Consider the following 21,868-nt stretch of genomic DNA (forward strand, 5'->3'; position numbering starts at 1 on the left):
AAAAGTGTGGGCGGTATTCGGACGACGTCGTGCTCTAACTCCTTAATTTCGAACAGGTTTCAGATTTTAGCCGACCTAGCCTGAAATCGTCCTGTTCCAGTGAGCGTGCCCGGGGTGTCGGACGATGTCTCGGCGAGCAATTTCGAAGGAACGTCGATGCGCAAAGCCCGCAGCGTCTTCATATGGGCCCTAGTTTCGTTCTGCATGATCGTGCTGATCACCCTGCCGGTTAACCTGCAGACCCAGCTCATCACCAGCATTTCGGTCGTCACGGTGATGGCGCTGATCAAGATCCTGAAGGGCGAGGGGACGTGGCGCCTGGTGGCGCTTGCTTTTGGCACGTCGATCGTGCTGCGCTACGTCTACTGGCGCACCACCAACACGCTGCCGCCGCTGAACCAGCCTGAGAATTTCATTCCCGGCCTGCTGCTCTATCTTGCCGAAATGTATAGCGTGGCGATGCTGGCGCTCAGCCTTTTCATCGTCGCCACGCCGCTGCCGCCGCGCCCATCGCGGGCGGCCAACCCCGGGCGTTTGCCGCATGTCGATGTCTTCGTGCCCTCCTACAACGAGGATGCCGGCCTTCTCGGTAACACCCTTGCTGCCGCCAAGGCGATGGACTATCCGGCCGACAAGCTGCATGTCTGGCTGCTCGACGACGGCGGCACCTTGCAGAAACGCAATTCCGGCAAGTTGCTGGAGGCGCAGGCGGCCGCCGCCCGCCACATCGAACTGAAGCAGCTTTGCCAGGATCTTGACGTCACCTATCTCACCCGTGACCGCAACGAGCATGCCAAGGCGGGCAATCTCAACAACGGCATGAGACATTCGACGGGCGAACTCATCGCCGTCTTCGATGCGGACCACGCGCCCGCCCGCGACTTTCTGCTCGAGACCGTCGGCTACTTCGAAGACGATCCGAAGCTCTTCCTCGTCCAGACCCCGCACTTTTTCATCAATCCGGATCCGTTGGAGCGCAACCTGCGCACCTTCGACAAGATGCCGAGCGAGAACGAGATGTTCTACGGCATCATCCAGCGCGGCCTCGATAAATGGAACGCCGCCTTCTTCTGCGGTTCGGCCGCTGTGCTGAGCCGCAAGGCGCTCGAATCGCAGAACGGCTTTTCCGGCATCAGCATCACCGAGGATTGCGAGACGGCCTTAGCGCTGCATGGCAGCGGCTGGAACAGCATTTATGTCGACAAGCCGCTGATCGCCGGTCTGCAGCCGGCCACCTTCGCAAGCTTCATCGGCCAGCGCAGCCGCTGGGCGCAGGGCATGATGCAGATTCTGCGCTTCCGCTTCCCGCTGTTCAAACGCGGACTGACGATCCCTCAGCGCCTTTGTTACATGTCCTCCACGCTTTTCTGGCTGTTCCCGTTCCCACGCACGATCTTTCTGTTTGCGCCGCTCTTCTACCTGTTCTTCGATCTGGAGATCTTCACTGCCTCCGGCGGCGAGTTCCTGGCCTATACGCTTGCCTACATGCTCGTGAATCTGATGATGCAGAACTACCTCTACGGTTCGTTCCGCTGGCCCTGGATTTCCGAACTCTATGAATATGTCCAGACGGTGCATCTGCTGCCGGCTGTCGTCTCCGTCATGCTCAATCCGAGGAAGCCGACCTTCAAGGTGACCGCCAAGGACGAATCGATTGCCGTCAGCCGCCTGTCGGAGATCAGCCGTCCGTTCTTCGTCATCTTCGCGGTGCAGATCATTGCGCTCGTCATTACCGTCTACAGGATTTATGCCGAACCCTATAAAGCCGACGTCACGCTCGTCGTCGGCGGATGGAATCTCGTCAACCTGATCATGGCCGGCTGTGCGTTGGGTGTCGTGTCGGAACGCGGCGAGCGCGCCCTGTCCCGCCGCGTCCGCGTCAACCGGCGCTGCGAATTCGGCGCCAACGGCAAATGGTACGCGGCCTCGATCGAAGACGTTTCCGTTCATGGCGCGAGGCTTCACATCTTCAACAAACAGCTGGATGAGATGATGGTCGGCGCCCCCGGCGAAATCCGCTTCCGGCCCTACAGCGGCGCCGAGTTGGAAACCCTGCCGCTTATCGTCCGCAACATCGAGCCGTCTGGCGATATCAGCAATGTCGGTTGCCAGTACGTGCCGAAAAGTGCCCTCGACCATCGCCTGATCGCCGACCTGATGTTTGCCAATTCCGGCCAATGGACCGAATTCCAGGCCTCGCGCCGCCGCAATCCGGGCCTGATCCGTGGCACCATCTGGTTCGCCGGCACGGCGCTCTATCAGACCAGCCGCGGCCTCGTTTACCTCTTTCGCAGCATGCGGCCGGAACGGGAGGCACAGCAACAGGCGGCAAAGGTCAACGCCGGATGAAAAGCATCATCGCTGCCTCGTTACTCCTGCTAAGTGCTTCCGCTTTCGCCCAGGCGCAGACCGCACCCTTCGACATGTCCGGCGAACGCCCGCCCGGGGCATCCGTTGCCCCGAGACCGACGCCGCCCGCTCAGCCCCCGACGGCACCGGTCCCCGTCACGCCTCCCGTGTCCGTAAGACCCGCACCGGTGACACCGGCAGCGCCTGCGGCCGTTCCTGCGCCGATCACTGTCCAGCCGCAGCCGGCGCCCCAGCCGGGCGCGACAACAAATGCCGGCTCGCAGCCGAAGCCCCGCGATATCAGGCACTATCTGGTGCCCTTTTCGAAATTCAGCCTCGGCGGCGAATACGACCGCCGCTCATGGTCCGTCTATCTGACGCCCGAGCAGGCGGCGGCGAAGGCAAGTTTCACCTTCGCCTATCAGAATTCGATCGTCGTCGCGCCCGAGGCTTCGGCGCTGACCGTCTATCTCAACAATCGCCCGATCGGCCAGCAGCGTATCGGCTCGCCGGACGGTCCATCGGCCGTCACGTTCGCGGTTCCCCCGGGTCTGCTGCAGCCGGGCGCCAACCTCGTCACCTTCGAAGCCGATCAGCGCCATCGCACCGATTGCAGCATTCAATCCACCTACGAACTCTGGTCGAACATCGACCCGGCCGGAACCTATCTGAGCTTTGCCGGCGGGAATGCCGAGGAACTCTCGAGCGCCGACGCAATCCGCGCCATCGGCGTCGACGGCACCGGCAGGACGGAGTTCGATATCGTCGTCCCGGCGCTGGAGCAGCCGGGAACCACCAAGCCGCTGCTGCGGCTGGCGCAGGGTCTGTCGGTGCTGAGCAGCATGCCGAACCAGATCTTTGCCTTCAACACCGCTTCGCTTCCGGCCGCCGGCCCGGGCAGGCTCGGCGTGCTCGTCGGCACCGCCGCCGAGCTGCGGCCGCTCTTTCCCGAGCTGCCGCCCGCTGCCGAAAGTGCGCCGCTCGCCGCTTTCGTTACCGATCCGCGCAGCGGTTCGCCGGTGCTTCTCATCAGCGGTCCTTCCTGGCAGGCGGTCTCCTCGGCGATCGATACGATCGTCTCGCCGGTGGATAGGCCTGCCGATGTCCGCCGCGACGAGCTGACCACCGAACGCTGGAGCGCACCGAACGCGCCGCTGATCTTTTCCGATACCAGCATTGCCTTGTCCCAGCTCGGCGTAAAAACCACCGAATTCTCCGGCCGCCGGTTCCGAACCAGCTTCAATGTCGCCGTGCCCGCGGATTTTTATGCCAATGCCTATGGGGAGGCGAAGGTACTGCTCGACGCTGCCTATACCGACAAGGTTCTGCCGGGCAGCCACATCGATATCTACGTCAACGACAACATCGCCTCCACAGTGCCGCTCACCTCGACGACAGGCGGCATTCTCCGCCATCTGCCGATTCGGGTAACGATGCACCACTTCAAGCCGGGTCTGAACACCGTGGCGATCGAGGCGATCCTGACGACCAAGGGCGATGCCGCCTGCGCGCCGGGCAGCAGCGCCGATGCCAATGCGCGCTTTGCCCTGTTCGATACCTCCGAATTGCACATCCCGGATTTTGCCCGCGTCGGTCAGCGTCCGAATCTGGCCGCAATGGCCGGCACGGCTTATCCCTACAGTCGAGCTTCCGAACCGACACCGCTCTTCATCGACCGCACCGACGCCGACACGCTCTCGGCCGCCGCTACGCTGCTCGGCCAGATGGCGATCATGGCCGGCCATCCGATCGCCGTCGAAAGCGTGGCTTCGCCGAATACGATCGGCGATCGCGACGCCATTTTCATCGGCTCGATCTCACAGATGCCGGCGACCGCCTTGACGCAGGCCAATGTCTCCACGGCCAGCCAGGCTTCGTGGCGTCCAGTGGTCGATGCGCAGCCCGGCGTCGTTGATACCGGTGCTGCATTCGAGCAATGGAATTCCAAAGTCAGCGGCGGTCTGTTGCGCGGACAGATCACCGCCTTCCGCGAATGGGTGGGACGCAATTTCGACATTACCCGCAGTTCGCTGCAATTCATCCCCGGGGCCGAAGAGATCTTCACGCCGCCAAATCTGGCGACGCTGCTGGTTGCCCAGGGCTCCAGTCCTGCGGGCACCGGCGCATGGACCGTGGTGACGGCGCCCTCATCGAAAGATCTGCGCGAGGGGCTGGAGGTCCTCACTGCGCAGATGAACTGGCCACAGCTATCCGGCCACATCACCACCTATTCAAGCAAGACGGCCAAGATCGAGACGGTCCCCGTCACCCGCTTCGATTTCGTGCCGTCCACACCCTGGTCGATCTCCAACTATCGTCTGATCGCCGCCAATTGGCTGTCGACGAACATTCTCTCCTACGCTTTCCTGCTCGTGACCTTCCTGCTGCTGATCGGCATCACCACATCGGGCATGCTGAAAAACCTGGGCCGGTCGAAATGAGGTTGTGGCGCGCGCTCCTCGTTGCGGCGACGGCCATGCTCGCCCCCGCAATCCCGCCGGCCGTCGCCCAGCAGGCGATGATCAATGCCGATGCATGGTCCGCCTACAAGTCGAAGTTTCTCGATCCGAGCGGTCGTATCATCGATAACGGCAACGGCAATATCAGCCACAGCGAGGGGCAGGGCTATGGCATGCTGCTCGCCTATCTCTCGGCAAGCCCCGCCGATTTCGAGCAGATCTGGTATTTTACCCGCACCGAACTCTTGTTGCGCGACGATGGCCTGGCCGTGTGGAAATGGGATCCGAACGTCAAGCCGCATGTCACCGACACCAACAATGCCACCGACGGCGATATGCTGATCGCCTATGCGCTGGCGCTTGCCGGCACTCAGTGGAACCGCAACGACTATATCCTGGCCGCCTCCCGTATGGCCGAGGCGCTGCTCGCCAAAACAGTCGCGCGCTCGGCCGGCCAAATGCTGCTGCTGCCGGGCAGCGAAGGTTTCACCGCCGCTGACCGCAAGGACGGCCCCGTCGTCAACCCCTCCTACTGGATCTATGAGGCAATACCGGTGATGGCCGCACTTGCCCCGTCGGATGCCTGGAAAGAGCTGTCGGATGATGGCGTCGCATTGTTGAAGACGATGCAGTTCGGTCCGCGCAAGCTTCCTGCCGAATGGGTCAGCCTCAGCGGCCCACCGCGGCCGGCGGAGGGTTTCGACGCCGAATTCGCCTATAACGCCCTTCGCATTCCACTCTATCTCGCGCGTGGCGGCATTACAGACAAGGCGCTGCTGACCCGCCTCAGAAAGGGCATGTCGCAGGATGGCATTCCAGCCACCATCGATCTGACCACCGGCCGGCCGAAGACCGTGTTGTCAGACCCCGGTTATAGAATTGTTAACGATGTTGTGGCCTGTGTTGTCGATGGGACCAAGCTGCCGAGCTCGGCGCTGCAGTTTGCACCCACACTCTATTATCCGTCCACGCTTCAACTGCTGGGGCTGGCCTATATCGGGGAGAAGCATCCGGAGTGTCTGTGAAGTCTTCTCTCGTGGCGATTTCAGCGGCAGCCGTGGTAGCGACCCTCGTCACCGGGCTGAAGGATCGCGCCGCTATGCAGGAAAGGTTCGGCATTCCCGCCGTCAAGCCGGCGCCGGATCTGATGATGATGGGCCGCATCAAGCCGACCGACGCTCCTGCCGGCAATGCAGACTTCAATGCCGAGGCCGTCGCCGACAAGATCGAGGCGATCACCTCTCCGCAGCCGCCCGCACGGGACACGCCTGAGCCGAACGTCGCAAAGGAGCCACCTGCAGCACCTCAAGCTGAGGGATCTCAGGCAGCCGGTCAACCGGCGCCGGTCCCTCCGGCGATCGTCACCGAGCCGCCGGCGCGACAACAGGCGGCAGCGCCGCCACAGCCTGACGTCGATGAAAGCGCGCTTCGCTATTTTGCCAGCCGCGGCGACAAGGTGCGCCTGCAGGCTGAGATCTCCCGCCTGCAGGCGCTCTATCCGAACTGGGTTCCGCCGGCCGATCCGCTGGCTGTGCCGCAAAACGGCGACAAACAGCTCGAAGCCATGTGGAAACTCTATTCCGATGGCCGCTATGCGGAACTGCGCAAGGCGATTGCCGACCGGCAGGCCGCCGATGCCGGATGGCAGCCGCCGACCGATCTGCTCGATCGGCTTGATGTCGCCGAGGCCCGCGCCCGTCTCATCAATGCGTCGGATCTCAAGCAATATGCGACTGTGGTCGATATTGGCGCGGCGACGCCAAGCCTGCTGACCTGCAGCGAGGTGGATGTCCTCTGGCGCGTCGCCGAAGCCTTCGTTCGCACCGAGCGGTCGCAGCGCGGCCAGGATGCCTATGCCTATATATTGAAGAATTGCGGCGATCCGGCCGAACGCCGGGCGACGGTCGAAAAGGCCTCGACGCTGCTTGACTATCAGCCCATGCAGGCGCTGCTGGCGCTGGAGAAGTCGGCAGCCGACGGCGGCAAGGAATTCGACGCGATCCGCGACAACCTCGCCCGACGCTTCGTGGCCGAGAGCAATGAGAATCCGAGGCTTGCCATCGCGCCGAGTTACATCGCTCGCCTCGAAAAACTGGCGGAAAGCGAAGGTCTCGCCTCCGATGCGCTGCTGCTCGGCTGGTACCAGCTTCGCCGCAACAACCCTGCCGATGCCGAGAAGTGGTTTCGCGCGGCCCGAGCCAAGGAGAATACGGCAGTCGCTTCGCAAGGCCTGGCGCTGGCGCTGATCGCACGCAGGGCGCCTCAGGAGGCCGAGGACGTGATGTTCCGCTGGCGCGCCGATTCCGACGATGCGACATCGACCTATCTTGCCGCAACCGCCAATCTGATGGCGCTGCAGCCGCCGGCCGATCTTGCCGAAGATGTGTTGCATCGTATCGCGGCCGAGGTCATTGCCCGCAAATATGTGCCGACGGCGCAGCAGTTCGGCTGGTATGCACGCTCGCTCAACCAGTTCCAGACCGCCGCGCGCTGGTTCGAAACCGCGCTTGCGTGGAAACCGGACGACGAACCGTCCGCCTATGGCCTTGCCGTTACCAGAGAGCAGCTGAACGACCGCAAGGGCGTGCTTGACCTCCAACGCGCCTGGGCCGGCCGGTCGGCGCGCATTGCCAAGCTCGAAGACACGCTGGTGTCGAATGCCGGCGCGCAGCCGGCAACGCCGCCGCTTGCCCCGCAGCAGCCGGTTCAGCCGGCAGAGCCGCCGCTGCCCCCGGCCGCTTCAACGCAGCCGGAGCCGGAAGTCTCCGTTCGCGTCACAAGGCCGGCGATGCAGACGGTGGCGGTTGAGCGCGGTCCGCGCCGGGCGCGGGGCTGCGCGACGACCATCGACGCCGGACAACTCGGGCCGTCCGAGGCGCTGTCGCGCGGCTGGTGCCTGATGGAGATCAACCGGCCGATGGAGGCGATCCCGGCCTTCGAGACGGCTTTGCAGAGCCCGGTCCGCAAGATCCGCGAAGACGCCGCCTATGGTCAGAGCCTTGCCTATCTGCGCGCCGGTCTTTCCAACAATGCTGCCGTCGCGGCAACCAAGGCGCCGCAAAGCCGCCAGCGCGCTGCCGAACTGCAGGTGGCGATCCTCGCCGATCGTGCACTGCAGGCCTTCGACGCCGGCCGCTATCGCGAAACCCTCATCTATCTCGATCAGCGCGCCCAGCTGCAGCAGGAGCGCATCGATCTGATGGTTCTGCGCGGCTACAGCTATCTCAATCTGAAAATGTACGATGATGCGGGCCGCATCTTCGAAGCTGCAGCTGCGACCGGCAACCGTGACGCCACCCGCGGCCTCGCCGATCTGCGGAAGGTCACCCATCCCGACGTCAACGACTGATGTTGACGCCGCCGCGGCTCTCGGCTACTCGCCTGCCTACTACCTCGCGCTCGCAAGGAAACACCCGTGTCCGCTCTCCACGACGCCCTCGACAGGTCTTATGATGCCTTTCTCTTCGATATGGACGGAACGCTGCTGAATTCCATTGCCGTCGTCGAGCGTGTCTGGAGCGAATGGGCAAGACGTCATGGCTTCGAGCCGGAGGTGTTCCTGAAGACGATCCACGGTATCCGCGCCTCCGACGTGATCCGCGGGCTCTGTCTGCCGGGCGTCGATCCGGCCCACGAGGCGGATCTGCTGCTCGCCGAGGAGATGGCGGATGTCTCCGGTATCGTCGAGATCCCCGATGCCGTCCGCTTCCTGAATGCCATTCCCGACGGCCGATGGGCGATCGTCACGTCGGCGCCGATCGAGCTTGCCAGGCGCCGCATGGCCGCCGCCGGTATTCCGATGCCGAAGGTCATCGTCAGCGGTGGAGAGGTCAAATCGGGCAAGCCCAGCCCGGAAGGCTATCTGCTCGGCGCAAACCGTCTCGGCGTCGATCCGACGAGATGTCTGGTTTTCGAAGACGCCGTTGCCGGCATCCTTGCCGGCGAGGCGGCTGGCGCCGATGTCACCGTCATCACCGAAACTCACGCCACGCCGTTCGAAACGCCGCATTTCTCGATTGCCAACTATCAGGCATGGCAGCCCCGCCAGACCGCCGAAGGCCGGCTGAAGATCGCCGCGATCTGATTGTTGCCAGCCGAACTGCTTCCTTTTTGTGGGAGGCCGGTTTTTTCCGCTTGCATTGCACGCGCTGAAAAACTAAACGAAGCAAGCCGTTTCGGCAGGTCGGGGCGTAGCGCAGCCCGGTAGCGCACTTGACTGGGGGTCAAGGGGTCGCTGGTTCGAGTCCAGTCGCCCCGACCATTTATCCCCTTGAAATCCCAGTCAAAATATCAGCTTTCGTGGTGGGCACGGCGGGTGTGCCGCGCAAAAGAACGTGGGCCGTCAGTGCGGTTTCTGCGCGATTGCGATCATCGATTTCGCCAGGAGTGGAATCCTTCCGACATATTCGAAGTCGACGTCTTCGAAACCTGTTTCATGCAACAGCGTGCTGAGCGTTTCCGGCGACCAGAATTTGATATGACCGTGGTCCTTCAGCGGCATGAAGTGGTCATCCATCTTTCCGCTCACGGCGAGCGCCAGATTTTTCCAGTAACCGTGAAAAGGCGTAGAGACGACGGCGATGCCGCCCGGTTTTACCAGGTCGTACATGGTCGCCGTGAAAGCCTTGGGGTCGTATACATGTTCCACCACCTCCAGGCTGATCACCGCGTCGAAGGTGCCGTAGCGGCTGGAAAGATCTTCGTATCCGGAGCCGATTTCCAGCGGAAGATCGGGATGGACCGCTCTCGCTTTCGCGATGCCGTCTTCCGACGGATCGACGCCGACGACATCATAGCCTTTGGCCGCCAGTACGGAGGCAGCCCCGCCGGTGCCGCAACCGAGGTCGAAGACCGCTGTTTCGTTCGCCTCCTGGAAACTGTTTTCAAGAACATCGACGACAGTCGGCAAGATATAAGAATGAGCAGTCGCCGGCTTGGCGTGAATATAGGTAGTCGCGTCTAGCTCGATAGACATTTCACCTCCTGAAAAAGTGGGCCCGCCAAGACAATGGTACGGCGGAGTTTGACGGGAGTGTGGTGCCGATGTGGTATTAAGGTGAATAACGCCTGAGGCGTTCGCGCTGGCACCCGAGCGGCCCTTCTATTCCCGGCGGCCCGCCGCCCTTCTTAACGGCCTCTTCATCACGATGTGATGGATGGCGACGCGCGGGCCAGAGAGTTCCCGATGCCGATTGACAGCCGACAGCGAAGGTGATGGAAACGATCAAATCCCAGTGCTTTTCATCGTGACGCAATAAAGATCGAATTTAACAGGTAAGTAATTTACTATTTAAGGTAAACAACATAAGGAAATGCCTGTTTAAATGGCGGTGACCAAATAATTCTTCCGGTTCATTTTGGGAAATCATTTGCAGAACGGTCGGTGCCGTTTTGTTTTTGTTAAGGTTGTACGCGATTTTGTGGTAAGAAGTTTGTATTCGGCTTGAAAGTATCTCAAAGCGCTTCGCGTTCCCGCAAATAGGTGTAGATTGAAAATACCCTTGTTACCGATAGCCTGGTGCGAACGCATGCCTGATATGAATCAGAATCTCACTTGCAGACAGGCTCTAGCCAGCGCGTTCCAGGCTCTGTCGGACGAGGCGGTCAGGGCCGGCTGGCCGGAGGGCGACGTTGCGCTCGCGCTCGCCGAACTGGCCGAGGAGCGGGTGATCGAGATGACCGCCAAGGTGATCACGGAAGGTTCCATGCACCCGCAATTCATAGCCGCCGGTAACCGCCGCAGCTAAGCGCAAACGGTAACGGTCGCTTCGTTTTGGCAGATCTCACACCAGCATTCCCGTCTTTGCTGCCGTGACGAAGGCGCCTATGTGGCGCTTGGGCTGCAGCCCGTCGAGTGCTTCCAGGGTGCTGGAGCAATGCGATAGTCGCGTCCGCGCCGGTCGCGCCAAGCTCCAGATATTCGACGGTGTCCCAGGCAGTGGAAACGTTGAGCTGCTGCTGGTTGGAGAATGGACTCGGGACGGAGGAGGGGAAGCGTCTTTCGCTCAAGGTTTGTACTCGTGCATTCCTCCTCCAAAACGTGGCCGCAACGCTCCGGACAATATTTTGTTCCATAGGAATTTGCGCAGTTGCTAAAGTTCCGACCCTCGCGCATAATCGATTTATTGCCGGTTGCGGAGGGCGTCCGGCGATGCAAGCGTGAAGGCGTTTGCCCTCGGAGGGAAGTGCGGCGTGATGTTACGGTCATCAATTCATCCGCATGATTTACCGCTCTTTTCGGAAGATCTCGATCTGCTGTCGCAAGTGCTGGACAAGGTCTGTGTCGAACGCGGCCTTGTCAGAACGGCGCCGGAGGCCGAGCGGATCGGTGCGGTCATCATTCAGCTTTACAGGCAGGGCGTGAGAGACGGCGGCAAACTCGCCGACCTTGCCAAGACATATCTCTGACACTCGGGTTCTGCCCTGGTAGAGGACAGGGCGACGGTCCCGTGCCGTCAATCGTCATTGGCGGCGTTTAGATTTTCCGGCCGGATGCCGTCATCGCTTGACGTGCGTGCCCGCAGCCGGATGCCGGGGCCGCCTTCGTCCTGGTTGCCGCTCGAAAGGAAGATGATGCCCTGCGCCTCGAGTGTGCTGCGCACGTCGAACAGCGCATGCGGCTCGCCCGCAAATTCGCCCTTTTCCAGCGCCGCCACCGTCTCGACCGGCAGGCCGCTTGCGGCCGCGAGCTCTTCGATGCTCATTCCGATCATGGCGCGCGCGCCGCGTATCTGCGTTGCCGTTATCATGATGCAAAATCTAGCGCATTTGCAGCGCTTCGCAAGTGGCGGCGGTTGATTGCGGTTTCACTTCTCGGACGCTCCGATCTTCCGGCCATGCTTCTGCTATCGCTTTGTTTGGCGGGCCTTGCGCGGCATCGTCCCGGCGGAATCTATCCGTTGCCTACTGCCTACTGCCTATTACCACGCAATCCTCAAGGCTCTCGTAATTTTACGCCGAACAGGTCGTCATGCATGCGCTCGACCGCGATCCCCATGCCTCCCATGAGGGCGGCGCGGTTGCCGAACCGGCTGATCTCGATGCGCGGCGGATAGGGTGTGCAGCGCGGCAGGAAGCGCCGGATGGCATTGACGAGCTCCGGCCTGGCGCCGATGCTGCCGCCGGTAATCACCAGTTCCGGATCGAGGGTGGCGCCGATGGCCGCAATGGCGACCGCCACCAGCCTTGCGGTCTCTTCAATTGCGGCGACAGCGCTCGCCTCGCCTGCGTTGAACGCGGCGAAGAGATCGGCCACCGTGGCTGCATTGCGCCCGCCGAAGCCGATGTAGCGGCGAACCATCGCAACGCTGCCGACGGCGCTTTCAAGGGTGCCAAGCGTAAACCCGCCCGGATCAAAGGCATCGCCGCCGATCGGCAGATAGGCGATCTCGCCGGCAGCGCCCCGCGCCCCGCGCAGCAGCGCCCCATTGGCAATGATGCCCATGCCGACGCCTGTTCCAAGCGCAACGAATGCAAAATCGTCGATCTCGACGCCGTGTCCCCGCCAGCGCTCCCCTTGCGCGGCGAGATTGACGTCATTTTCGACGATGACGGGCAGAGCCATCCTGCTGCTGAAGACCTGCCGCAGGTCCATGGCGTCGACGCCGGGGATGTTGGGCGCAACATTGATATGTCCGGTGGCTGGATCGAGTACACCGGGAGTGCCGAGAACGACGAGACGAAGCTTGTCGGCGGTCGTCCCCGCCGCCGAAGCGAGCTCGACGATGAGATCACTGAATTGATTGACGAGATGCATTCCACCGCGCCGGTCGGTGGCCACCTTGGTTTCGGCAACCACGTTTCCCAGCAGATCGCAGATGGCCGCCGCGATCTTGGTGCCGCCGAGATCGATTGAGACAGCCAGCCCTGCTCTGGCATTGATTTCGTAGATGACCGCATTCCGGCCGGGTCGGCCATCGGTTCGGCCGACGGCTCTCAGCCATCCTTCATCTTCAAGATCGCGCACGACCTCGGAGATCGTCTGTTTCGACAAGCCGGTCAGTTTGGCGATGTCGGCGCGGGAAATCGATCCGTTCGCCAACACGGTCCGGATGACTGCGTTGGTCGAAATTTTTCTTGCGATTGGAGTCTGTGCGACAGGGGGCGTCATTGCCATTCGGCTGCTCGTTCCAATTAGTTCGGAGCGTATACCTAATTAGCGGAGGGGTTGGCTCTCAACTCTCACGAAAAACAAGGTCTGAAGCTCAGCCTCCTCAGCTGACCGAAATTTAGTACATGGAAGTTGGCGATTTGTCTATGTCCTTGACAAATGGGAGGTCGCCTGTAGGCTGGGATCAACACGCATTCAAATGCGCGATAAAAATAAACAGGGTCGAAGACAAGTATGCATCATACATGTTGTCTGGGCAGCTGCATGTCCGCCAAGACCACCCGAAGAGGAACTGGTGCTCGCCGGTTCCGCTATCCTTCCATTTTGCTTTCCGCTGGCGCCTCAACCAAGCTGTTGGGGATTATTCCATGTTGAAACCCTTGGCAGATGGACAGCTGTCCTGCGAAAAACCAGTTCTACTGCCCGTCATGGCGCCGCGCCTTCAGGCCGATATTCACCCGGAGGGATATGCTGATCTTGCCCTGTGGGGCGCTGGCAATCTGGGACGGGTGAGATTCTCTGCAATCAAGGGGCCTTATACCTACGGTCCGAACCGGATTGTCTCCAAACATGGCGGCGTCTTTGTCGCACAGTCGCTGCCGGTGATGTTGATCAGCGGCGTGCGGCTTCTGGGCATATATCCGGCGCGTCGTTGTGCCTGGTGGCACGAGCCGGATGGGCAAAGCGCACGGGCGAGGGGCTCCAGGAACCATCATCGCCAAACTTTCGAAATGGGCTGGGGTGTGCTCATCGTGGAGGCCGTCGGTTCCGATCTGCGCATTGCCGTCGGAGCCTCAAGAGACGAAGCCGAAAAAGCACTGGATCTCACCAACGAAGCCATCATGGCGCAAGCGACCGACTATGTCGCGCGCTGCGATCTGGCACCGGATGGCGACCCGTTGATGCGCAGCATGGTCAGCCAGGGCATCCATGCCGCCCTTTCCAGCATCAGGTGCGACGGAAACGGCGCCTTCGCCGGTCTTGCCGCCGGACAGGCCTATAGCGCGCCGGCGCGGACCTATTACCGTGACGGCTATTGGACGATGCAGCCGCTTCTGACGCTGGCGCCGGAGGCGGTGCGCCACGAGATCCGGCTGCTCGCCAAGGGTGTACAGCCGGATGGAGAAGCCCCGAGCGGCGTGATTTTGACAGGGCCGGCGCAATCGGAGGCCTGGCAGCGATTTGTCGCGGACAGCAAGGCCAATCCCAAAACCCACAAAAGAGCAGTCCCGGAATATCACAACCGTCCCCAGGACTGGTGGAGCGACCACTTTGACAGCCCGCTTTTCTTCATTCTGTTCATCGACGACTATGTCGGTGCAACGAAGGACCTGGACGAGGTGCAGCTGCACTGGCCGATCGTTCGGGCGATCGTCGACCGCTATCTCAACCTGGCCGGCCCCGACAGCGTCCTGCCGGTAAAGCCGCGTAACGATCGGGACTGGGCCGACAACGTTTATCGCGAGGGCTTTGTCTCCTACGATCTCGGCCTTTTCGTCGGCGCCATGGATGCGGTGGCGAGGCTTGGCAAAGGGCATGATCCGGCTCTTGCCGAACGCGCCGGCAAGGCCGCAAATCTGGCCCGCCAGGAAATCGAGGCCAAACTCTTCGTCCCGGCCACGGGAGGATATCTCGACTATGGAACACCTGGTGTATTCGTCGAGGATCATCTGGCTCTCGACAGCCTGACTTTGTCGCGGTTCGGTGCCATTTCGCGGCCGAAGGCCGTTGGTCTGCTGAGAGCGTTTGAGACCAGACTGGAAACGCGCAACAATCAGGAACAGCCCTATGGCAGCTGGGGTGTCATGTGCGCCTATCCGCCCTTCAAGCGGCCTGGCGATCTGCGATCCAAGACCGCTTTTCCCTACCGCTATCATAATGGCTCGGACTGGCCCTATTGGGATGGCGCCTATGCCGAGGAACGCCTGCGCCACGGACTTGGGGGCGCGCGCTATGCGCTGACACGCTGGTGGGAAACCTGCCTCGACAATGGCTGGATCGGCGCAGTCGAATATTTCTCGCCGCCCTATGGGCGCGGCTCCCTGCTTCAGGGCTGGAGCGCCATGCCGGCGGCGGTCGTTTTGAAATATGGGCTTGACGCCGCAAATTCGGAGCCAATGTGATGAACAGATTGGCTTCGTCGGCTCTAGCGGGATCGCTCGTCGATCCGCATTGCAAAGGCGACGGAGCCATCCTGCTCGAATTCGGAAAAGCCGAGATGACGGTAGAAGCCTCTGGCGCGTTCGTTGTTTGGATCGACCCCGAGATGCACGGCCGTGACCCCATGATTGCGAAGCGCCTGAAGCTCTGTGTCGATCATCCGTCGTCCCCAGCCGCTTGCCTGAAGTCCGGGAAGAATGTTGATGTGAAGATGCGCCGGGTACTGGTCCTGAAGCCAGGGCGTTCCGCTGCGCGGATTTTGGATTCGCTCCAGCACGTCGGCATCGCGCGGACGGGCGGGCGCCAGTCCGGCGATCTCTCGGCGCACGGACGGCCACCAGTTTGCCGCGAGATTCCGGTCGAACAGGCTGGTGTCGGGGACGCCGATGACATAGCCGACCGGCCGGTCGCCCTGAACGAGAACAAAGGCAAAGTCTTTGGCGAACTTGAGATACGGTACCGACCAGATGTAGCCCGGCAGATGCGGGTCGCTGTAAAGGGCGCTGGCATCGTGACCGCCATTCGCGGTCCTCAGGCAGATTTCAAAGAAGGCCTCAGTATCCGCTTCAATCGCGGGACGGATGAAGCAACTGGTGTCCATCACTTTGCCACCTCCTGCGTGGCGCTTTGTCATTTGAGGTCACGAGAGGAGCTGATGCACTGACGATTACCTCAGATTCGCCGACCAGGCAAAGCTCTGGGGGAAGAAAACGCTCGGCCGGTGCCTCGGGCAAGGCCTGAGCGGGGAGTGGAGAATAAACCAAGTGAGGTGGAGCAGATGGAAAGAACCGTGAAATCGATCAGCATACTGCCGGCATACCGATTGAAAGCAGCTGTCGCGCTCGCCGGCGCGGCGCTTGTGAGTTTTGGCCTTTCCGCCGCCCGCGCCGACGATCTGGCGGTGTGGGACGACCAAACCTTTGAGGGCCAGAGCGCGGTCATCGAACAGCTGAACAAGGAGTTCGAAGCCGCACATCCCGGTGTCACGATCAAACGCACCGCCCGAACCTTCGATGATATGAAGCTGACGCTGAAGCTTGCGGTTTCGGCAGGCGACGGCCCGGTCATCACCAAGGTCAACCAGGGCGCCGGCGACATGGGCGCGATGGTCAAGGAAGGTTTGCTCCTGCCGGTTGACGAATACATCAAGAAATATGGCTGGGATAAGCGGCAGTCGGATTCCGTGCTTGCCAGAGATCGCTGGGAGGGGACGAAATTCGGGGTCGGCAAGACCTACGGCATATCGGGTCTCGGTGAGATCGTCGGCCTTTACTACAATAAGAAGATCCTCGACGACGCGGGCGTGGCGCTGCCGAAGACCTTCGAAGAGCTTTTGGCCGATCTCGACAAGCTCAAGGAAAAAGGCGTTGCGCCCTTCATGATGGGCTCGGCCAAGCAGCATCTCGCCCTGCATATGATCGGCGCTATCGATCAAGCGCATATCGACGCGGCCAACCGCGCCGAGCTTGACGACCTTATCTACGGCAAAGGCGGCTCCTGGAATACCAAGGGGAACATCGAATCGGCCAAACTCGTGCAGAAATGGGCGCAAGGCGGCTATTTTTATCCCGGCTTCGAGGGCATCTCGGGTGACGACGCCGTCCAGCTGTTCATATCCGGGCAGGGCGCATTCCTGATCTCCGGGACCTGGTATTTCGGCGACATGCAAAACAATCCGGATATCGGCTTCATGGCCATTCCCGCTCCGAAGGGTGTTTCCAAGCCCATGAGCGTCGGCGGCGTCGATCTTGCCTGGGCGATAACGAGCCTTGCCAAAGACAAGGCGAAGCAGGACCTGGCCGGCGAGTACATCGACTATATGGTGTCTGAAAAGGCCGCTGAAAGCTGGGCCGCGGCAGGCTATCTTCCGGCAACATCGCTCCCGGCGGATGCAAAGCCGAAGCTCACGCCGCTCCTGACCGCTGGCATCGAGATGTGGAAGACGCTTAACGCCAACGATGCGCTCGGCCATTACCCCGATTGGTCGAGCCCGACGATGCTGAAGACAATCGACGACAACACGCCGCTTCTCTTGTCCGGCAAGATCACGCCCGAAGCCTTTGTCGATGCCATGGACAAGGACTATCAGGCCTATTTGAAGGATAAGAAATAAGGGAGTGCGGACGCCGGTCGCGCCCCCCCGGGTGGTTCGACCGGCGTCCTGTTCCTCACGCTAAAGGAGCGTTGCGAGCTTACCGCTTGCTGCGCGATGACCAGAGATTTGGCAGGGAGTACTGGATGAAACGCTCCGCACTGGATGGAACGCAACAGACCAATTTCATCTATTTATTGCCTGGATTGCTGCTCTATGGGGCGTTTGTCTTTGGGCCGATTGTCGCGGCTTTGGGTTTGAGCCTGACCAGTTGGGACGGACTGACCATGCCCAGATGGGTTGGGCTCGGCAACTACGCCGCTCTCTTTTCCGACAGCCGTTTTTACATTGCCTTGCGCAACAATGCCGAGCTCATGATCTTCTACTGCGTCCTGCCGCTCGTGCTCGGCATCACGCTAGCCGCCTGCGTGTGGAATCTGAAGCAGCGCGAGCAACTCGCCCTCAGAACCTTCCTGTTCCTGCCTTACATCATGCCGACTGCCGTGCTGGGCATCATCTGGGCATGGCTCTACAATCCGGCATTCGGCCCGTTCAATCAGTTTCTGAGAGCGGTGGGATTGGGCAGCTTCGCATTGCCCTGGCTCGGAGATTTCAATTTTGTGCTCCCCGCGGTCGGGATCGTTGCCACTTGGTATTTCTTCGGTTTTTGCATGGTGATCTTCCTCACCGGAATCCAGCGCATCGATCCATCCCTTTTCGACGCCGCCAAGGTCGACGGCGCGTCGCCGCGAAAGACCTTTTTCTGGATAACGCTGCCGCTTCTGATGCCTGAGATCAGGGTGGTTTTGCTTCTGACGGTCATTGCGTCGATAAAAAGCTTCGACCTGATTTTCACGATGACCCGCGGTGGACCCGCCAACGCGACGCTGGTGCCGAATATCTACATGTATCAGCTCGGCTTCGAGCTCAATCGCTTCGGCGCCGCAGCCGCGATCGCCATTGTCGGCGCCCTGCTGACATTCGCAATCAATTTCGCAATTCACCGGCTGGTGGGCTCCAGAAGCAAAGGATTGGCTTGATGAGCCGTTCGTTCAACATTCCCGCCGGGCTGTTCCTTCGCATTGTCCTCTGGCTCCTGGCTTTCGTAACGATCACCCCGTTCCTGCTTCTGTTGCTGACCTCGATAAAGAGCAAGGCTGATGTCCTGAAAGGCGCATTCGCCCTTCCGGCCTATCCGCATTTCGAAAATTACTTCGATGCCTGGAACGCCGGGCATTTCAACATCTACTTCTGGAATTCGATCGTCGTCGTCATACCCGTCGTTGCCGCAAGCGTCTTCCTGGGCCTGCTGACCGGTTTTGCCTTCGCCTACCTGTCATTTCCGCTGCGACGCACGCTGTTCGCGATCCTGACGCTCGGCATGATGGTGCCGGCGGAGGCTTTCATCATCCCGCTTTATTATGAAATGCGCTATCTCGGGCTGATCAACACCTATGCGGCTCTCATCATCCCGCAGATCGCCATGTCGATACCCTTCTCTACGATCTTCCTTGCCAGCGCGATGCAGCAATTGCCGGAGGAGGTGCTCGAAGCGGCGGTCCTCGATGGCGCCGGACGCTTCTATATCCTGCGCAAGATCGTTATCCCGCTGATGATACCGGCAATGTCGACGCTGGCGCTGTTCTTATTCATCTGGACCTGGAACGAGTTTCTCATTCCGTTCATCCTGGTCAATGACGACGCCTATCGGACGCTGCCCCTCGGCATGCTGTTTTTCCAAGGGCGTTACACCGTCAACACGCCGGTTCTGACCGCCGGCGCTGTGATCGTCATTTTCCCGCTGATCCTGACCTATCTCATCTTCCAGCGGCGGTTTATTGCCGGTCTGACGGCAGGTGCGACGAAATAGGTTGCGTCGCTCCTCTCGACCTCAGGCTGCGCCGGTGGCGCGCTTCCAGCGCCGTGCAGCCCCAGACCGTGCCGAGCAGCAGATAGACGTGGCGCCAGTGGTCGATGTCGATGACATTGCCGATCGTCGCATGGCCGAGGACGGAGATCCAGGCGACCATCAGGAAGGGTTGCCATGGCCGTTCGAGCAGCAGGTTTCGGAAGCCGATCGCCAGCGTCCAGACGAGCATGCCGACATAGCTGACAAAGCCGAGCCAGCCATAGGTGGTGAGCGACTTCAGCCAGATATTGTGCTCGTCTTCGGGAAACATCGTGCCGAACACGAGCGGGCCGATGCCGAGCGGGCGCTCCATCATCATGGTGAAGCCGATCCGGTGGCGCTCGAAGCGGCCAAGATGCTCGCCGTCATATTGCTGCACCAGCTGGGCACGTGTCGAAAACAATTCGGCGACCTTTGGAATCTGCAGCGCCACCAGCAGCGACGCGACCAGCATGATGATTGCCGCCAGCGACAGCACCAGGACTCTCAGGCGAAAGGCGCCGCTGCGCTCTTTCAGCAGCATGATGAAGATGAGCAGCAGGACGCCGAGCGCGAACAGGCCCCAGGCGGCGCGGGAAAAGGAGAGGAAGATGCCGAGCGCCAGGACGAGCAGAGCAGCGGCCTTCAGCGGCGATTTCTTCAGGTCCCCGGCCAGGATGCCGTGAATGAGATGGAGCGACGGCGGCACCAGAAAGGGGCCGAAGACGTTCGGATCCTGAAAGGCGCCCTTGGCTCGGTCATAGAGCGTGAAGATTTCCGCACCGGGAAAGGCATGGAAATAGCCGAGCACGCCGAGTGCCGATGTGGCGACGGCCGCGAAGGTCCAGGCGTTGAAGATCAGCGGCAGCCGTTTGTGGCTGTCCTCGATGATCGCCGCGTAGAAGACCGCGGTCAGCGCCAGGAAGGTCGACACGGCGATATACATCGGTGCCGTCGCCAGATCCTTCATCTGCGTCAGCGACAGCATGCCGCCGATATTGAAGGTGAGCAGCAGGGCAAGCAGTGGCGCCACGCCGCGTGAAATCCTTAATCCCAGGATGAACCAGAGGCCGATCAGCCCGGCCATCCAGAGTTCGTAGGGTGCCGGCTCGTCGATCACGAAACCGGAGAGAAAGACGCCGAAGGCGACGAAGGCGGAGCCGATCAGACGCAGCGTCATCCGCTGCGGCTGGGCGACACGCGGATATGTCGCCTCGACCGCGCTCAATAGGCGTTTTCCGTGTTGAGCAGCCGGATCGGCGTCAGGAACAGGATCTTCAGATCGAACCAGAGCGACCAGTTCTCGATGTAATAGAGGTCGTAGGCGGTGCGGAACTTGATCTTCTCGTCATTGTCGACCTCGCCGCGCCAGCCGTTGATCTGCGCCCAGCCGGTGACCCCGGGCTTGACTCGGTGGCGGGCGAAATAGCCCTCGACGACATCGCCGAAGGCGCGGTCGCGAGCCTGGGCGAGAACGGCGTGCGGGCGCGGGCCGACCAGCGAAAGTTCGCCTCTCAGCACGTTGAAAAGCTGCGGCAACTCGTCGATCGAAGTCTTGCGGATGATGCGGCCGACGCGGGTGACGCGCGGATCGCCCTTGGTCACCGCGGCCTTGCCTGTGGGGTCGGCCATGTTGGTGTACATCGAGCGGAACTTGAAGACGTTGATGATTTCGTTGTTGAAGCCATGGCGCTTCTGCATGAAGAAGACAGGGCCTTCGGAGGTCGCCTTGATCGCGACAGCCGTGATCAGCATCAGCGGCCACAGCAGGGCCAGCGCGACCAGGGTGAAAAAGATGTCGAAGCCGCGTTTGGCGACGGAATCCCAGTCGCGGATCGGCTTCTTGAAAATGTCGAGCATCGGCACCGAGCCGACATGCGAATAGGCGCGCGGCCGGAAGCGCAGCCGGTTGGCATGCGCTGCAAGACGGATATCGACTGGAAGAATCCAGAGCTTTTTCAGGAGGTCGAAGATGCGCGCCTCGGCCGACAGCGGCAGGGCGATGATCAGCATGTCGATGCGCGTCAGCCGCACGAATTCGACGAGCTCGGCCACGGTGCCGAGCTTCGGATAACCGGCGACCATGATCGGCGAGCGTTTTTCGCCGCGGTCGTCGAAGATGCCGCAGATGCGAATGTCGTTGTCGGCCTGCTGTTCGAGGATGCGGATCAACTCCTTGGCGGGCTCGCCGCCGCCGACGATGACGGCGCGCCGCTCCATGATGCCGTTGCGCGCCCAGTTGCGAATGCCGTAGGCAACGAGGAAACGCTCGCCGGCAAGGAAAAGCGCACCGGCGGCAAACCAGGGGAGATAGGCTTCGGCCATCGTCCATGTGGTGCCGCGCACGAGCGCGAACAGGCCTGTGGTGAGGAGGAGGGCGATCGCCCATGCGACGAGGATGCGCGGCATCAGCCGCAGCCTCGCCCGAAGGGCGGGGATGGTGTAGGTGTCGGCAAGCTGCAGGCAGACCACGGTCAGGGCGGAGGCGATTGCCGCCATGCCTGCCCGCACCAGCAGGGGTTCGCTGCCGTCGCCGGGTGCGAAGAAGTGAACGATCAGGGCGATCGAAAAGAGGGCCAGGAATTCCAGCAGCCGTAACTGTCCGATAATGATGGCCGGAGAACGGGTTCCGTCGCGGAACTGTTCGGCGATCTGCCGGGCATAGGCGTTGATTTCGGTCGGTTCGGAGGCCTGCTCCCGACCTGCATTGCGTCGCGCCTCGATGTCGGAGACCTGCTTGCGCAGCGCTTCCACGTCGAAAGGATCGCTTTTTTCCAGCTTGTTCATGAGGTTTTGTCGCTCGTTGTCAG

The 21,868-nt window shown here is 61.2% G+C and carries 17 protein-coding genes and 1 tRNA gene; 12 read left to right on the top strand and 6 right to left on the bottom strand.

The features are described from left to right. The first annotated feature begins 156 nt into the window (after positions 1 to 156). The 6 genes from bcsA (at position 157) to AMC88_RS07930 (ending at position 9,069) form a co-directional block, all read left to right on the top strand. Complete coding sequence (gene bcsA, locus AMC88_RS07905; RefSeq protein WP_004671225.1) at positions 157 to 2,349, top strand: UDP-forming cellulose synthase catalytic subunit; 2,193 nt, start codon at positions 157 to 159, stop codon at positions 2,347 to 2,349. Further along, the gene (locus tag AMC88_RS07910; RefSeq protein WP_064825079.1) at positions 2,346 to 4,790 is read left to right on the top strand and encodes a cellulose biosynthesis cyclic di-GMP-binding regulatory protein BcsB; all 2,445 of its coding nucleotides are present in this window, start codon (positions 2,346 to 2,348) and stop codon (positions 4,788 to 4,790) included. The genes bcsA and AMC88_RS07910 overlap by 4 nt, the downstream gene beginning before the upstream one ends. Beyond that, complete coding sequence (locus AMC88_RS07915; protein ID WP_012483380.1) at positions 4,787 to 5,833, top strand: family 8 glycosyl hydrolase; 1,047 nt, start codon at positions 4,787 to 4,789, stop codon at positions 5,831 to 5,833. Before AMC88_RS07910 ends, AMC88_RS07915 begins: the two co-directional genes overlap by 4 nt. After that, positions 5,830 to 8,157, top strand: a complete 2,328-nt coding sequence (locus tag AMC88_RS07920) for a hypothetical protein (RefSeq protein WP_064825080.1) — start codon at positions 5,830 to 5,832, stop codon at positions 8,155 to 8,157. The genes AMC88_RS07915 and AMC88_RS07920 overlap by 4 nt, the downstream gene beginning before the upstream one ends. A 66-nt stretch (positions 8,158 to 8,223) precedes the next feature. After that, the gene (locus tag AMC88_RS07925) at positions 8,224 to 8,892 is read left to right on the top strand and encodes an HAD family hydrolase (RefSeq protein WP_064825081.1); all 669 of its coding nucleotides are present in this window, start codon (positions 8,224 to 8,226) and stop codon (positions 8,890 to 8,892) included. A gap of 100 nt (positions 8,893 to 8,992) precedes the next feature. Beyond that, positions 8,993 to 9,069 (top strand) — tRNA-Pro (locus AMC88_RS07930). Between the two features lie 81 nt (positions 9,070 to 9,150). On the opposite strand, the gene AMC88_RS07935 is transcribed toward AMC88_RS07930, so the two are convergent. Then, positions 9,151 to 9,783, bottom strand: a complete 633-nt coding sequence (locus AMC88_RS07935; protein ID WP_012483383.1) for a class I SAM-dependent methyltransferase — start codon at positions 9,781 to 9,783, stop codon at positions 9,151 to 9,153. A 553-nt stretch (positions 9,784 to 10,336) separates the two neighbouring features. On the opposite strand from AMC88_RS07935, the gene AMC88_RS07940 reads away from it, so the two are divergent. Further along, positions 10,337 to 10,555: a hypothetical protein gene (locus AMC88_RS07940; protein ID WP_012483384.1), complete on the top strand. Its 219-nt coding sequence runs from the start codon at positions 10,337 to 10,339 to the stop codon at positions 10,553 to 10,555. A gap of 448 nt (positions 10,556 to 11,003) precedes the next feature. After that, on the top strand, positions 11,004 to 11,216 hold the full coding sequence (locus AMC88_RS07945; RefSeq protein WP_009996470.1) for a hypothetical protein: 213 nt from the start codon (positions 11,004 to 11,006) through the stop codon (positions 11,214 to 11,216). A gap of 47 nt (positions 11,217 to 11,263) precedes the next feature. On the opposite strand, the gene AMC88_RS07950 is transcribed toward AMC88_RS07945, so the two are convergent. Both AMC88_RS07950 and AMC88_RS07955 read right to left on the bottom strand, forming a co-directional pair. Beyond that, positions 11,264 to 11,557, bottom strand: a complete 294-nt coding sequence (locus tag AMC88_RS07950) for a helix-turn-helix domain-containing protein (protein WP_004679940.1) — start codon at positions 11,555 to 11,557, stop codon at positions 11,264 to 11,266. A gap of 185 nt (positions 11,558 to 11,742) precedes the next feature. Further along, positions 11,743 to 12,924 (bottom strand): ROK family transcriptional regulator, encoded by a 1,182-nt coding sequence (locus AMC88_RS07955; protein ID WP_064825082.1) that lies wholly within the window; start codon positions 12,922 to 12,924, stop codon positions 11,743 to 11,745. Positions 12,925 to 13,286: 362 nt separating this feature from the next. Here AMC88_RS07955 and AMC88_RS07960 point away from each other — a divergent pair, with 362 nt between their 5' ends. Beyond that, complete coding sequence (locus AMC88_RS07960; RefSeq protein ID WP_064825083.1) at positions 13,287 to 15,041, top strand: glucosidase family protein; 1,755 nt, start codon at positions 13,287 to 13,289, stop codon at positions 15,039 to 15,041. A 23-nt stretch (positions 15,042 to 15,064) separates the two neighbouring features. On the opposite strand, the gene AMC88_RS07965 is transcribed toward AMC88_RS07960, so the two are convergent. Beyond that, positions 15,065 to 15,679, bottom strand: coding sequence for a GNAT family N-acetyltransferase (locus AMC88_RS07965; protein WP_010005711.1), 615 nt, complete (start codon positions 15,677 to 15,679; stop codon positions 15,065 to 15,067). Positions 15,680 to 15,856: 177 nt separating this feature from the next. Here AMC88_RS07965 and AMC88_RS07970 point away from each other — a divergent pair, with 177 nt between their 5' ends. The 3 genes from AMC88_RS07970 (at position 15,857) to AMC88_RS07980 (ending at position 19,040) form a co-directional block, all read left to right on the top strand. Next, on the top strand, positions 15,857 to 17,191 hold the full coding sequence (locus AMC88_RS07970; RefSeq protein ID WP_016734075.1) for an extracellular solute-binding protein: 1,335 nt from the start codon (positions 15,857 to 15,859) through the stop codon (positions 17,189 to 17,191). A gap of 125 nt (positions 17,192 to 17,316) precedes the next feature. Then, the gene (locus tag AMC88_RS07975; RefSeq protein WP_012483389.1) at positions 17,317 to 18,210 is read left to right on the top strand and encodes a carbohydrate ABC transporter permease; all 894 of its coding nucleotides are present in this window, start codon (positions 17,317 to 17,319) and stop codon (positions 18,208 to 18,210) included. Continuing rightward, a complete protein-coding gene (locus tag AMC88_RS07980; protein WP_064825084.1) occupies positions 18,210 to 19,040 on the top strand; it encodes a carbohydrate ABC transporter permease in 831 nt (276 codons plus the stop codon). Before AMC88_RS07975 ends, AMC88_RS07980 begins: the two co-directional genes overlap by 1 nt. On the opposite strand, the gene AMC88_RS07985 is transcribed toward AMC88_RS07980, so the two are convergent. Beyond that, entirely contained in the window at positions 19,006 to 20,286 is a 1,281-nt protein-coding gene (locus AMC88_RS07985; RefSeq protein ID WP_064825085.1) for an O-antigen ligase family protein, read from the bottom strand. The genes AMC88_RS07980 and AMC88_RS07985 overlap by 35 nt on opposite strands. Continuing rightward, complete coding sequence (locus AMC88_RS07990; protein WP_016734072.1) at positions 20,283 to 21,845, bottom strand: undecaprenyl-phosphate glucose phosphotransferase; 1,563 nt, start codon at positions 21,843 to 21,845, stop codon at positions 20,283 to 20,285. Before AMC88_RS07990 ends, AMC88_RS07985 begins: the two co-directional genes overlap by 4 nt. Positions 21,846 to 21,868: the final 23 nt, after the last annotated feature.

This window comes from Rhizobium phaseoli (assembly GCF_001664385.1).
Lineage (GTDB): Bacteria > Pseudomonadota > Alphaproteobacteria > Rhizobiales > Rhizobiaceae > Rhizobium > Rhizobium phaseoli.

Excerpts from the sequence above, each read along its gene's own strand:
- bcsA (WP_004671225.1), top strand. The coding sequence starts at position 157 with ATGCGCAAAGCCCGCAGCGTCTTCATATGGGCCCTAGTTTCGTTCTGC.
- AMC88_RS07955 (WP_064825082.1), bottom strand. The coding sequence starts at position 12,924 with ATGGCAATGACGCCCCCTGTCGCACAGACTCCAATCGCAAGAAAAATT.
- AMC88_RS07935 (WP_012483383.1), bottom strand. The coding sequence starts at position 9,783 with ATGTCTATCGAGCTAGACGCGACTACCTATATTCACGCCAAGCCGGCG.
- AMC88_RS07945 (WP_009996470.1), top strand. The coding sequence starts at position 11,004 with ATGTTACGGTCATCAATTCATCCGCATGATTTACCGCTCTTTTCGGAA.
- AMC88_RS07960 (WP_064825083.1), top strand. The coding sequence starts at position 13,287 with ATGTTGAAACCCTTGGCAGATGGACAGCTGTCCTGCGAAAAACCAGTT.
- AMC88_RS07950 (WP_004679940.1), bottom strand. The coding sequence starts at position 11,557 with ATGATAACGGCAACGCAGATACGCGGCGCGCGCGCCATGATCGGAATG.
- AMC88_RS07970 (WP_016734075.1), top strand. The coding sequence starts at position 15,857 with ATGGAAAGAACCGTGAAATCGATCAGCATACTGCCGGCATACCGATTG.
- AMC88_RS07915 (WP_012483380.1), top strand. The coding sequence starts at position 4,787 with ATGAGGTTGTGGCGCGCGCTCCTCGTTGCGGCGACGGCCATGCTCGCC.
- AMC88_RS07980 (WP_064825084.1), top strand. The coding sequence starts at position 18,210 with ATGAGCCGTTCGTTCAACATTCCCGCCGGGCTGTTCCTTCGCATTGTC.
- AMC88_RS07975 (WP_012483389.1), top strand. The coding sequence starts at position 17,317 with ATGAAACGCTCCGCACTGGATGGAACGCAACAGACCAATTTCATCTAT.
- AMC88_RS07940 (WP_012483384.1), top strand. The coding sequence starts at position 10,337 with ATGCCTGATATGAATCAGAATCTCACTTGCAGACAGGCTCTAGCCAGC.
- AMC88_RS07990 (WP_016734072.1), bottom strand. The coding sequence starts at position 21,845 with ATGAACAAGCTGGAAAAAAGCGATCCTTTCGACGTGGAAGCGCTGCGC.
- AMC88_RS07965 (WP_010005711.1), bottom strand. The coding sequence starts at position 15,679 with ATGGACACCAGTTGCTTCATCCGTCCCGCGATTGAAGCGGATACTGAG.
- AMC88_RS07910 (WP_064825079.1), top strand. The coding sequence starts at position 2,346 with ATGAAAAGCATCATCGCTGCCTCGTTACTCCTGCTAAGTGCTTCCGCT.